The sequence below is a fragment of the Paenibacillus tyrphae genome, from assembly GCF_027925525.1.
Lineage (GTDB): Bacteria > Bacillota > Bacilli > Paenibacillales > NBRC-103111 > Paenibacillus_G > Paenibacillus_G tyrfis_B.
Genome location: NZ_BSDJ01000019.1, coordinates 62,121 through 75,320, shown reverse-complemented (window position 1 = coordinate 75,320; position 13,200 = coordinate 62,121). Strand labels below are relative to the sequence as shown.

The 13,200-nt window shown below is 56.4% G+C and carries 9 protein-coding genes; all 9 read right to left on the bottom strand.

From position 1 onward, the window contains the following. Nucleotides 1–2: 2 nt before the first annotated feature. On the bottom strand, nt 3–908 hold the full coding sequence (gene murB, locus QMG93_RS21975) for a UDP-N-acetylmuramate dehydrogenase (protein WP_281940243.1): 906 nt from the start codon (nt 906–908) through the stop codon (nt 3–5). A 197-nt stretch (nt 909–1,105) separates the two neighbouring features. Next, nucleotides 1,106–2,179, bottom strand: a complete 1,074-nt coding sequence (locus QMG93_RS21970; RefSeq protein ID WP_281940241.1) for an undecaprenyldiphospho-muramoylpentapeptide beta-N-acetylglucosaminyltransferase — start codon at nt 2,177–2,179, stop codon at nt 1,106–1,108. Between the two features lie 9 nt (nt 2,180–2,188). Then, nucleotides 2,189–3,286 carry a stage V sporulation protein E gene (gene spoVE, locus QMG93_RS21965; RefSeq protein ID WP_281940239.1) on the bottom strand — a complete coding sequence of 366 codons (1,098 nt, stop codon included), beginning with the start codon at nt 3,284–3,286 and terminating at the stop codon, nt 2,189–2,191. 90 nt (nt 3,287–3,376) lie between these two features. After that, nucleotides 3,377–4,798, bottom strand: coding sequence for a UDP-N-acetylmuramoyl-L-alanine--D-glutamate ligase (murD, locus tag QMG93_RS21960; RefSeq protein ID WP_281940237.1), 1,422 nt, complete (start codon nt 4,796–4,798; stop codon nt 3,377–3,379). Nucleotides 4,799–4,801: 3 nt separating this feature from the next. Beyond that, complete coding sequence (mraY, locus tag QMG93_RS21955; RefSeq protein WP_281940235.1) at nt 4,802–5,764, bottom strand: phospho-N-acetylmuramoyl-pentapeptide-transferase; 963 nt, start codon at nt 5,762–5,764, stop codon at nt 4,802–4,804. Between the two features lie 4 nt (nt 5,765–5,768). Further along, nucleotides 5,769–7,178, bottom strand: a complete 1,410-nt coding sequence (locus tag QMG93_RS21950; protein WP_281940233.1) for a UDP-N-acetylmuramoyl-tripeptide--D-alanyl-D-alanine ligase — start codon at nt 7,176–7,178, stop codon at nt 5,769–5,771. After that, nucleotides 7,175–8,668: a UDP-N-acetylmuramoyl-L-alanyl-D-glutamate--2,6-diaminopimelate ligase gene (locus tag QMG93_RS21945; protein WP_281940231.1), complete on the bottom strand. Its 1,494-nt coding sequence runs from the start codon at nt 8,666–8,668 to the stop codon at nt 7,175–7,177. Before QMG93_RS21945 ends, QMG93_RS21950 begins: the two co-directional genes overlap by 4 nt. A gap of 109 nt (nt 8,669–8,777) precedes the next feature. Beyond that, nucleotides 8,778–10,727 carry a stage V sporulation protein D gene (locus QMG93_RS21940; protein WP_281940229.1) on the bottom strand — a complete coding sequence of 650 codons (1,950 nt, stop codon included), beginning with the start codon at nt 10,725–10,727 and terminating at the stop codon, nt 8,778–8,780. Nucleotides 10,728–10,802: 75 nt separating this feature from the next. Then, nucleotides 10,803–13,196, bottom strand: a complete 2,394-nt coding sequence (locus QMG93_RS21935; RefSeq protein WP_281940227.1) for a penicillin-binding transpeptidase domain-containing protein — start codon at nt 13,194–13,196, stop codon at nt 10,803–10,805. Nucleotides 13,197–13,200: the final 4 nt, after the last annotated feature.

The window sequence follows — 13,200 nt, the reverse complement described above, 5'->3', positions numbered from 1 at the left end:
ATTTACCGCTCACCCACCACCAATACTTCAGGTACAAGGCAGACGCCGAACTTCTCATTCACGGCAGTCTTGACTTGTTCGATCAGGGTGAGCACGTCGTGGGCCGTCGCCTGCCCGGCGTTGACAATGAAGTTGGCGTGCAGCGGCGATACTTCGGCTCCGCCGACCCGAAGGCCTTTAAGTCCGGCTTCCTCGATCAGCTTGGCGGCGAAGTGTCCTTGAGGATTGCGAAAGACGCTTCCGGCGCAAGCAAGCTGCAGCGGCTGCGTCCGCAGCCTCCGGTCTTTGTAAGACGCGAGTGTAGCGGCAATCTCCTTGCGGTCCCCATACCGCAGCTGGAATACCGCCTCAGTCACAATCCCCGGCTTCGTCTGCAGAATCGAATGTCGGTAGGCATAAGCCAAATCCTCATTGTTCAGCGTCACCAACTCCCCTGTCGGGAGCAGTACTTCAGCCCGCAATAAGATGCGTGACACATCAGACCCGTGCGCCCCGGCGTTCATGTAGACGGCGCCTCCCACAGTTCCCGGAATGCCCCCCGCGAACTCCAGGCCGGTCAATCCTTCCTTGCCCGCCATCACCGACAGCTTAATGAACGAATAGGCTCCGCCGGCATAGACGAGTTCCCCTTCGAACCTTACGGTTTCCAGAGCATCCCCGAGCTTTATGACTACACCCCGTACCCCTTTGTCGGTTACAAGCATGTTGGAGCCCCGCCCCAGCGCCATCCATGGAGTCTGGTGCCGGTTCAGCAGCTTTACCGCATCGATAAGCTGCGATTGTGTACGTGGAATGAGCAGAATGTCGGCCGGACCTCCGATTTTCCATGTGGTGTAAGGGGCAAGCGGTTCGTTCAGCCGCAACTCGCCGCAGGACCCGTTCAGCAATTCCGTTATGACCTGTTGCATGGGAAAACCTCCTTCACAGAACGACGCGGCGTCCGGCTTTCCGGGAAACAAGCTCCGGAATCAAGGATTGGCGGCGCGCGCAGAGCTTCTGCTTTCTTGCGCCCGGACGGCGCGCCGCTTCGCCAAGTGTCTGTCACGGTATAGTGTAGTTTATGTGAAACGTATCAGAGTGTGACAATCGCCTAGTGTAAAATTCACTAGGCGCGAGGTAAACAATAGGCTTCTATCAGCTTCACGACGTGATCCGTGCCGTTGCCGTACGGATTCAATTCCATCCGCTGCCGAATTTCATCCTGCTCCGCAGACAGGCCGCAGAGATTGGAGATCAGCGACTCCGGATTCAGCTCCTCTTCAAACAATACTTTACCGTAGCCCATGCCCCGGAACGATTCCGCGTTAAGAATCTGGTCTCCTCGGCTCGCCTGGCGGGTCAAGGGGATGAGCAGCATCGGCTTGCGCAGCGCAAGAAATTCGAAGATGGAGGTGGAGCCTGCCCGCGAGACGACCAGATCGGCGCAGGCGAGCAGATCCGGCAGCTCGTCCTTTACGTACGCATACTGCCGGTAGCCCCGGATGCGGTCGAAGGAGGGATCGGTATTTCCTTTCCCGCAAATATGAATGACCTGAAACCGCTCCAGCAGCCCCTCCAGCGATTCGCGAACCGTTTGGTTGATCCGCTGGGCGCCCAGGCTGCCGCCCATAATAAACAGGACCGGCTTTTGAGAATGAAAGTCGTTCATTTGCAGACCACGGGACGCCTTCCCTCCCAAGATCTGCTCGCGGATCGGAAGACCGGTGCGTTCCGCTTTGTCTCCGCGGACATACTTCAACGTTTCGGGAAAAGTCACGCAAATACGGGAGACGAGGGGCGTCGTGATCTTGTTGGCAAGGCCCGGGGTATAATCGGACTCATGCGAAATGACGGGAATCCCCCTCAGTTTGCTGGCAACGATAACCGGCACGGTCACGAAGCCGCCCTTGGAAAATACGATATGGGGCTTAATTTTGCCCAGCAGCCGGTAAGCCTGGCCGACGCCTTTCAGCACTTTGAACGGGTCTTTAAAATTTTTGGCGTCAAAGTAACGCCTTAGCTTGCCCGAAGAGATATGATGAAACGGAACCCCTTCGTGCTCGATAATTTCTCTCTCGATTCCATCCTTGGAACCGATATATTCCATGTCCCAGCCGAGCTGGCGCAGCCTGGCCATGACCGCCAAATTCGGCGTCACATGACCGGCCGTACCGCCGCCGGTGAAGACGATTTTTTTCATAAAGGAAGGTCACCTCGAATACCGGGAAATGTTCAATAGCACGCCGATCGAGGTCAGCATCAGCGTTAGCGACGAGCCGCCGGCGCTGATTAGCGGCAAAGTAATGCCTGTGACGGGAAACATGCCGATCACGACGCCGATGTTGATGATGACCTGCACGGCGATCATGCCGACGATGCCCGTCGCAAGCAGACTGCCGAACGTATCCGGCGCGGTAATCGCCGTACGCAGCCCCCGCCAGATCAGCAGGGTGAACAGCAACAGCACGAAGGAACCGCCTATAAAGCCGAGCTCCTCTGCAATAATCGAAAAGATAAAGTCCGTTTGCGGCTCGGGCAAATAACTGTACTTTTGCCTGCTCATGCCCAGACCGAGGCCGACCAGTCCCCCGGGACCGATCGCGTAAAGCGATTGAATCGCTTGATAGCCCGCGCCAAGCGGATCCTGCCACGGGTCGAGAAAAGCGGTAATCCGCTTCAGCCGATAGGGCGCCGCAATGATCAAGCCGACGAACCCGAGAATCCCGACCAGTCCGAGATACGATAAATGCAGCAGACGGGCTCCCGTCGTATAGATGATCAGCAATGAGGCGCCGACCAGCACCGCGCCCGTTCCCAGATCTGGCTGCAGCATGATGATTCCGAAAGCGAGGCCGACGAGGCCAAGCGGCGGCAGCAGCCCCCGGGTAAAATGCGTAATGGAGCTCTGCTGCTCGGACAACCATTTGGACAAAAACACGATCATGCCCATTTTCATAAATTCGGACGGCTGAATCCCGAACGAGCCGATCCCGAGCCAGCTGCGCGCCCCTCCGCGAACGACCCCGATGCCCGGAATAAGCACAGCAACTAGCAAGATGAAGCAGACGATCAAAATGATTTTGGCATATTTTTTCCAGATCCAATAATCGGCGTTCATCGTAAAAATCATCGCTGCGATGCCGAGCGCCGCAAACAGCGCTTGACGTTTCAAATAGTACAGCGAGTCACCGAACTCGCGAAACGCAAGCACCGCGCTGGCGCTGTACACCATAATCACGCCTACGGCAAGCAGCAGCAGCGTGGAGCCCAACATCATCCAATCCGGAGTCGAACGTGCTTTCACCATACCGCCCACACCTCTACCTCTCGGTAATCTGGGAAGGGACCTTTCACGCCAGATCAGCGCTGCCGGCTGACAGGGCTTGTTCCCCCCCTTTTACAGGTTATGCACGGACTCCTTAAACATGCTTCCCCTCTCCTCGTAAGAGGAAAACATGTCCCAACTTGCGCAGGCGGGCGAGAGCAGAACCACGTCGCCGGGTTTCGCCAGCATCTGTGCCTGCCGTACCGCTTCCTCTACCGTTTCCCGTGCACCCTTAGCAGCAGTATCGACGGTTTGAACCCGGCTCATGCCTGCGAGGCGTGCCACACGGACGATTTTTTCCTTTGTCTCTCCAAAGGCGACAAGGCCTTTCACCCGGCTCTGGAACGCAGGCAGCAATTCCATGTAATCCGATCCGCGATCGAGTCCCCCCGCAATCAAAACGATGTCCTGCTTGAACGATTCGATCGTTTTGATCGTTGCCGTAGGATTGGTCGCTTTGGAATCGTTATAAAAGAGCACGTCGCCCTTCTGCGCCACATATTCAAGCCGGTGCTCCACACCGCGGAACTCCTTCAGCACCCGGGCGATTGTCTCCAGCTTCACACCGGAAGCGACGGCCATGGCGCTGGCTGCCAGCGCGTTCTCCACGTTGTGGCTGCCCGGTATTCCGAGCTCCCGTACCGGCAGGATGCGGTGAGCTTGTCCGTCTTTATCGCGGTAAACGATCGTATGTACCGTGTGTTCGTCCCCGGCGGCAAGCGGAGGCTGCACGAACAATCCGTAAGCCAGCTCCTCGCGTACGGAAAAAGGCAGCACCGAGGAACGAATCGAGTCAGCCGTTTGGCGGCAGACCGGGTTGTCCCAGTTTAGCACGGCCGTGTCCGCTTCCGTTTGGTTCGCAAACAGCTTCGTCTTGGAGACGACGTAATCGTCCATCGTCCCGTGATAATCGAGATGCGTCTCGTACACGTTTAGTAGTGCACCCACGGCCGGACGGAACGCACGCGTTCCTTTGAGCTGAAAGCTGCTCAGCTCGACCACCATCCGGTTGTCCGCTTCGGCTTCCAAAGCGGCTTCCGTCAAGGCGCGTCCGATATTGCCAGCCACGATCGGCTTTAATCCGCCCGCTTCGAGCATGAGACCGGTCCAAGTCGTCGTGGTCGTCTTGCCGTTGGAGCCGGTTATGGCGATCATCGGCGCTTTGCAAATATGATAGGCGACTTCGACCTCCGTCACCACTTCGATTCCCAGCTCGGCCGCCCGCTTTACAGGTTCGATCGTGTAGGGAATGCCAGGATTTTTCACGACGAGCGCAATGCCCTCGTGTATAAGCCCTTCGGGATGGCTCCCGCAATCAACAGAAATACCCAGAGCCTCCAACTCGGCGGCCTCAGGGCATAAATGGCGTTCTTTCTTATCGTTGACGGCGACGACCGCGCCGTTCTGGTGAAACAATTTGGCGACTGCAACGCCGCTGCGCGCAAGACCTAGAATGACGACCTGACGGCCGCGGTACTGAGCGGGATGCTCCATGACCTACAACACCTCGTTAATATAAAGTCCGATACCGGCTAAAATCAACCCCGCCGTCCAGAACGAAATGACCACGCGCCACTCCGACCAGCCTGTCAATTCGAAATGATGGTGAATCGGGCTCATTTTGAACACCCGTTTCCCCCTCGTCTTGAAGGAGACGACTTGAATGATGACCGATAAAATTTCGACCACAAACACGCCGCCGATCAGCGCCAGCAAAATTTCCGCTTTGGTCAAAATCGCCACGGCCGCCAATCCTCCCCCGATGCCGAGCGAGCCGGTATCCCCCATGAACACTTTGGCAGGGTGAGCGTTGAATACCAGAAATCCGAGCACGGCGCCGACCATCGCGGCACAGAAGATCGCAAGATTCGGCTGCGAGTTATTCAAAGCAATAATGGCATAAGCGCCGAACGCGATCGCGCTGGTTCCGGCTAGCAAGCCGTCCAGGCCGTCCGTGAAATTCACCGCGTTGGACGTGCCCAGCAACAGGAAAGCGACGAACGGGAAGTACAACCAGCCGATATCAAACGAAAAACCGATATAAGGGATCCGGATGTCCGTGTTGTGTCCGGTCTGCACCAGCAAAATACATACGATGATCGAGACGGCGAGCTGCCCGAGCAGCTTTTGTCTGGCCGTCAAGCCGAGCGAGCGCTTGAACAAAATTTTAATATAATCGTCCAAAAATCCGATAAAACCGTATCCAAGCGATGCGATAATGAGAATGAGCGTCTCGATGTTTTTTTCTCCGAAACGCAGCACGGCGAGCGCCAGCGCCAGCATGATGATGATCCCGCCCATCGTCGGCGTGCCCGCTTTCTTCTGATGCGCTTGCGGCCCTTCGGTACGAATCTGCTGCCCGAATTTGAGTCTGCGAAGAAGCGGAATGAATAAAGGTCCCATAATGACCGCAAGCAAAAAGGCCACGCCGAGCGTGATCATGACAATTTGAAAATCCACCGGACTATCCCCCCAATTGCATTAAAAACGATGCCACCTGCTCCATCCGCATACCGCGCGAGCCTTTGATCAGCACGACGTCGCGCGCTGCGGCAGTCTGACCGAGCGCACGGGCCAGGTCCTCTTTATCTTCAAAATGCCGGACGCGCTCCGCCGGAAACCGCTCCCTCGCTCCCTCGGCGATATGCCGGGCAAGCGGGCCGTAAAGATATACCGCCTCAACCGCGTCGGGATTAATGAAACGGCCGATATCCCGGTGAAATTCCGCCTCTTCGGGACCGAGCTCGAGCATATCGCCGAGCACCGCGAATTTGCGGCTATAGCCTGTCGCCTCATGCAGCAGCGAGAGCGCGGCCCTCATCGAAGTCGGAGAAGCGTTGTAGGCGTCATTCCACACAGTCAAGCCAGAAGGCGCCTGCGACACTTCGATCCGCATTCCGGTAACGACCAGAGATTGCAAGCCCTCGGCCATCCGCGCCGCATCCAGCCCGAAATACTTCCCGACGGCGATCGCCGCCAGCGCGTTGACCGCATTATGTCCCCCGAGCAGCGGAATATAGAAAGGAACTTCCGGATCGGTGTTGACGACAAAGTGCGTTCCTTTTGCATCAAGCTTCATTTCCAGAGGGTATAAATCGTTGGTCACGCCCGCTCCGAAGCGGACTTTGGCATAGCCGTCCGTCTTCATTCGTCCGGGCTGGGCCAACTCCGGCAGAACCTCCTCTATCAGAGGCTCATCCCCATGATAGATCAGTGCGCCGCCGGGCAGAAGTCCGGCCAAAATTTCCGTTTTGGCTCGGGCGATTTCGGTGCGTGAGCCGAGCTGCAGCAGATGCGCATCTCCGATATTCGTGATAACGGCAAGCTCCGGCTCGGCGAGCCGGGACAGCAGCTCGATCTCGCCCCTCCCGCTCATGCCCATCTCAAGGACGGCGATCTCGGTATCCTCATCCAGCTCCAGCAAGGTGAGCGGAAGACCGATATGATTGTTATAGTTCCCTGCCGTTTTATGCACACGGAATGCCGTGGCCAGAACGGCTCCCGACATATCCTTTGTCGTCGTTTTGCCGTTGCTGCCGGTGATGCCGACAACGCGTACCTTCAGCTGACAGCGATAGGCTTGGGCCAGACGCTGCAGTGCCGACAGCGTATCGTCCACGAGAATCAGCGGCTTGCCCTGCGGCGGGTTGTGACGGTCCATCTGCCACAGCGCTGCAGCAGCGCCCCGTTCGAAAGCGGCATCGGCAAACTCATGCCCATCGAACGACTCTCCGATCAGCGGCACATACAAGTTGCCTTCCACGAGAGTGCGCGTATCCTTCGAAACGCCGCGAATCACGGCATCGCCGGGAGTTCCTTGCGCCAAGGCTCCTCCGGCCATGACGGCAATCTCGGCCAACGTACGTCTGATCACTGCAACCGTCCCCTTATCGCGTTTTCCGCTACCAGCCGGTCGTCAAACGGATGCTTGACACCTTGGATATCTTGATACGTTTCGTGCCCTTTTCCCGCAATCAATACTACATCCTTAGAGGTTGCCCGGGCAATCGCTTTTTGAATGGCCTGTCTACGGTCGGCGATCAGCTCGTAACGCTCTTTGTCCCAGCCGGCTTCGACAAGCCCCGGTTCGATATCCCGCAGAATGCTTTCCGGATCTTCGGTGCGCGGATTGTCGGAAGTGACGAAGACGTAGTCGCTGTATTTGGCGGCTACGCCTCCCATCAGCGGACGTTTGGCGCGGTCGCGGTCACCGCCGCAGCCGAATACGCAATAAACTTTGCCTTCTGCAAATTGCCGGATCGTCGAGAGCGCATTTTCCAAGCCGTCCGGCGTATGGGCATAATCGACCAGTACAAGAGACTCTTGCCCCGCATCCACAATCTCCATCCGCCCTTCGACGGAAGTCATGCTGCCGAGGCTGGCGACAATCTGCTCCAGCTCGATCCCTTCCGCCAGTGCTGCGGCGATGGCGCCGAGCACGTTGTAGACGTTGAACCGGCCGACCAGCCGCATCTTCACCTCGGCCGTTCCACGGTAGGTGACACAGCGAAACTTGGTGCCCTTGGCGGTTATTTCTATGTTCTCCGCCCGCACGTCGGCAGCCGGGTTGTCTATGCCATATACGATCGTCTGCGCCGTCGTATGGTTGGCGAAGTAGTCGGAGGCCGGATCGTCTCCGTTCAGCACAGCATATTGCCGCTGATCGGCTGCCGGCGCGAACTCGTTGCCGAGCCTGGAGAACAACAGTCCCTTGGCTTCCCGATACCGCTCCATCGTTTGGTGATAATCCAGATGATCCTGCGTTAAGTTCGTAAATAAGCCGGTACGGAACCGGCAGCCTTTCACCCGGCCCATATCAAGGCCGTGCGAAGAAACTTCCATGATACAATAGTCGGTTCTCGCATCGGCCATATCGCGCAAAATACGCTGAAGCTCAATCGCCTCTTGCGTATTGTTCTTTTCGTTCGGATGTCGGACAGCACCGATTTTCACATGGATATTCCCCATTAATCCGGTTTGAAAACCTTGGTCCGATAATATTTTTTCCAATAAGTACGTCGTCGTCGTTTTGCCGTTCGTTCCCGTCACGCCGATGAGCTTCAGCTCCCGGCTCGGGTATCCATAGAAATGGCAGGCTAATGCCGCCATGGCGTAGCGCACCTGTTTCACCAGCAGCACGGGGACGTCCGCTTCAATCTCCCGTTCCGCAACCAAAGCTGCAGCTCCCTGCGCTACCGCCTGCCCGGCATAATCGTGACCGTCCGTCTTCAGGCCGGGTACGCAAAAAAACAAATCTCCGGGCCGGACCTTACGAGAATCGGCCGCGAGACCGTGAATATGGGTATCGCCGTCACCGATCATCCGGCTGACGGCAAGCTGGGCTGCCAGTTCCTTCAGTTGCATGTTGTGTCCCCCTCCGTTTTTTGCACATGGTATCATTATGGACAAAAAAATGCGTGCTGAAAAGCCCATTTCCCCAAATGTTACCGTACTCTCATCAATGCGTCAGCCTTCACTGCGCCTGCGGTTTGCTGCTTTCCGGCGGGCTCGCATCGGACAAGTAAATCCGGATCGTCGAGCCCTGCTCCACCCGGGTTCCAGCTTTCGGAACCTGGCTGATTACGGTACCGCCTGTGCCGGATTTCGACAGTTGAAAATTCATGTTCATACTTTCGTAAATCTCCGTGATGCTCATGCCCACCAGATTCGGCACTTCCACGATTTTCGTATCGCCGTACACGTATTTGCGGTCCATTTGATCTTTGCGCGGCGGAACCTTCATATAACGAAGCGTGTCCTCCATAATTCCCTTGACGAGCGGAGCGGCAACCAAGCCGCCGAACTGGATGCCCTGAGGGTTGTCGACAGCGGCGTACACGACGACTTTCGGATCGTCGGCCGGAGCAAATCCGATAAAGGAGACGATGTGCTCGCTCGCGGAATAGCGTCCGTTCACGACCTTTTGCGCCGTCCCCGTCTTTCCTCCTACCCGATAGCCGTCAATGAACGCATTGCGCCCGGTTCCGTTCGCCACGACGCTCTCGAGCGTCTCCCGTACCTGCTTGGAGGTCGCTTCGGAGATCACCTGGCGCACGAGCTCCGGCTTCATTTCCTCGACCAGCGCTCCGTTATCCGGGTTATACCAGGCCTTCGCTACATGGGGCTTGAACAGCTTGCCGCCGTTCACGGCTGCGGATACGGCCGTAATTTGCTGAATCGGCGTGACGGAGACTCCTTGCCCGAACGAAGTGGTGGCCAGTTCGACCGGACCGACCCGCGACGGCTTAAACATAATTCCGTTCTCTTCGCCGCCGAGATCGATCCCCGTTTTTCTACCGAACCCGAAGTTATAAATATACTCGAAAAGCTTCTCTTTGCCAAGTCTTTGACCCATCACCACAAAGCCCGGGTTACAGGAATTTTCTACCACCTGCAGAAACGTCTCGCTGCCATGCCCGCCTCGCTTCCAACACCGCAGCCGGGCGCCCGCCACCTCAATCGCGCCCGGGTCGAAAAACCCTTCCGTCAAGTTAACCTTTTTCTCCTCTAATGATGCCGCAAGCGTAATTATCTTGAAGGTGGAGCCCGGTTCGTAGGTCATCCAAATCGGCAAATTCCGGTTGTAGTTCTCCACCGGATACGCCTTATAGTTACCCGGCTCGTAGCCCGGCCTCGACCCCATCGCCAAAATCTCTCCGTTATTCGGGTCCATAGCAATGGCGATGACATGGTTCGGCTGATATTTGAGCATCGCCTGATCCAGCTCGCGTTCCATAATCGCTTGAATGTTGCTGTCGATCGTGAGCTGAAGGTTCAGGCCGTCGAGCGGCTTCTTGTACTCGTCCGTCGATCCGGGCATCGACTTGCCCGCGGCGTCGGCCAAATACGAGATGCTCCCGCCTATACCCGTCAATGTCCGGTTATACTTCAATTCTATGCCCGTCAATCCTTGATTATCAATCCCGGTAAAGCCGAGCACATGCGCAGCCAGACTCCCGAACGGATAATATCTCTTGTTATCCTCCGTCACGACGATGCCGGGAAGCTTCATATCGCGGATTTCCCGGGCTTTTTCCTGCGTGATTTTGCGGCCGGCCGGCTTGATATAGGCGCTGGACGCTCTCGTCGTCAACTGCTTGTAAATCTTCTCCTGACTTGCGTCCAGCGCTGCCGCCAACTTGGCCGCCGTTGCCCGAGGATCCTGAACTTGCGCCGGAATGGCCATCACCGTAGGCGAACTTATGTTGTAAGCGAGCTGCGCCCCGTTCCGGTCCAGGATCTCCCCCCGCTTGGCCGTCACGGGAATGTCGCGGCGCCACGAATCTTCCGCTTTATCCGATAGCTCCGGCCCGAGCCAGATTTGCACGTATGCAAGCCGCACCACCAAGGCCAGAAAAATCGCTGTTCCGACAATCAGCGCGGCGAACAACCGTCGGCGAACCGTTACGTTCGATGCCCTCATGCCCGCTCCTTCCCCTTCCTGAAAGAGAATCGTTTCATATCATCCCTATTCAGGACAACCAGGGGTTAGAACAAGCTATGGCTGCGCCGACGCCGTTTTTTTGGACCCGCCGTCGGCGGTTTGCTTGACAGAGTCGGTATTTTTCTTGCTTGTGCCCGACTTACCGCTATCGCCCGTTGTCTTGGCCGAGGAGGAATCCGCCTTCGCGGTTTTATCGGATTTGCCCGATTTATCCGACTTATCGGATTTGTCCGTCTTGCCGGCTACCGCGGTTTCCTGCAGGTCCTTATACGATTTCAGCTGCAAAGTGAGCACCCGCGACTCGCCGGAGCCTTCCAGCGCCTGATCCGACACGTACCCTTCGCCGGTCGATTGGCATCGCACCTTGAGGAAGGAGCATACCTCCAGCGCATCGCGAAGCGATTTCCCGGACAAGTTAGGCACCGGAACATCCTCGCCTTCCTGCATCAGTACATACATTCGCTGCGCCCCGCCGATTTCGGTACCTGGCAGCGGAGATTGGGCGATGACCTTCGGTCCTTGACCAATCGGCTCGACGGAAACGCCGAACTTGTTCATCGCCGATTTGGCATCATCCAGCGATTGGCCGGTCAGATCCGGCATCTTGCCTTGCGGCGCTTTCTCCGTCGGCTGGGAGGTCTGCTGCACGGTGGTGCTCGGCGCAATACCCATATACCGCAGCGTTTGCGATACGATTTCTTTGAAAGCCGGGGCGGTTACATCGCTCCCCAGATGATAGTTGCCGCCGAGATCGGGATCGTCCGCCATAATGGCTACCAAGATTTGCGGGTCCTCCAGAGGCGCGTAGCCGATGAAGGAAACCATCCATCGTCCTTCAGCATATTTGACTTGACCCGGCAGCACGAAGTTCGCGGTACCGGTCTTGCCTGCTACCCGGTAGCCCTCGATATATGCCTTGCGTCCCGTTCCTTTCTCCTGGTCCGACACGACCTGCTCCAAATATTCGCCAACCTGTTTTGCCGTCTCCGGCGTTACGGCCTCGCGGATAACCTTAGGGTCGTACTTCTCGATGACTTCGCCCGTATCCGGGTTCGTGATCTGCTTGATGACATGCGGCCACATCAACTTGCCGCCGTTCGCAATCGCAGCGTAAGCCGCTGTCTGCTGGATCATGGTGCTGGTTAGCCCTTGACCGTAGGTCGCCGTTGCGTATTCCGGCGCATACTGCATTTTGACCCGGCCCGCAACTTCACCGGGGATATCGACGCCCGTCTTGGCGCCGAATCCGAAATTATCGATATACTGCCGCAGCTTGTCTGGCCCAAGCTTCTCGAGACCAAGCTTTACGAACGCTACGTTACTTGAACGTTTCAGACCTTCAAGGTACGAAATTCTGCCCCAACCGACGACGTTGTGGTCGTGCAGCTCACGGTCCGCTACGATGATTTTGCCGGACTGATATTTGTCTTCCGGAAAAAACACGCCTTCCTGCACCGCTGCCGCCAGGGTGACAATCTTGAACGTCGAGCCGGGTTCATATTGCGAGGCCACGGCATGATTAATGAAATCCGATTGATTTTTCGTATCACCATATTTGTTCGGGTTGAACGTCGGCATGTTCGCAAGCCCAAGAATTTCCATCGTCTTCGGATCGACCGCGATCGCGGTCAGGCTTTTCGGATGCCATTTGTCATACGTCTTCTGCAGTGCATTCTCGATGTAAAATTGAATATTTTTATCGATCGTCAGCTGTACGTTGCTGCCGTTCACCGCCGGCTGATACCGGCTCTTCGAACCCGTCAGCTCAACGCCATAACGGTCTTTCTCGTAATTCAGAAAGCCCGGAACGCCTTTCAAATACTTGTCGAGCTGCGCTTCGATCCCCATCACGGGCTTGCCTTCTTTGTTGCTGTAGCCGATCAGATGGGCAGCAAGCTGGCCAGCCGGGTAAAACCTCTTAATCTCAGGCAGAAGTACAATACCGATCGGCGTTTTCTCTTTCGGAAACTTGGCCTGCAGATCTTTAACAAGTTGATTGATTTTATCGGCCTTCTCCGAGTCGATCTTCCAGCCTTCGTTGCGGATTTCGATCTGGTCCATCGCCGTCCATTCCCGCTTGGCTTCAAAACGCTTGCGTATTTTGTCTTCCAGCGCCGAGACACCGGCCGGATCGCCGGAAGGCGCTAGAATCGCCGCCAGACCTTTTACAACTTCTTCCTGATTGTTGTTATCTTTAATCGTCCGGGGAACCAGAGCCAGCGTGAACGCCGGGGAATCTTCCGCAAGCACCTTGCCGTTCCGGTCCAAAATACTTCCGCGGACCGGCTGAATGACCTTCTCCTTCGACCACTGTTTTTCTTTAACCTCCGTAACCAAATTGGCTCCTTCGACGACTTGCACCCAATAGACACGGGTTATCAGAACAACAAAAAGGAGGGTGAACCCCCCTCCGATGATTAACGAACGCAATTTTACCTTTTTTGTCATCGTA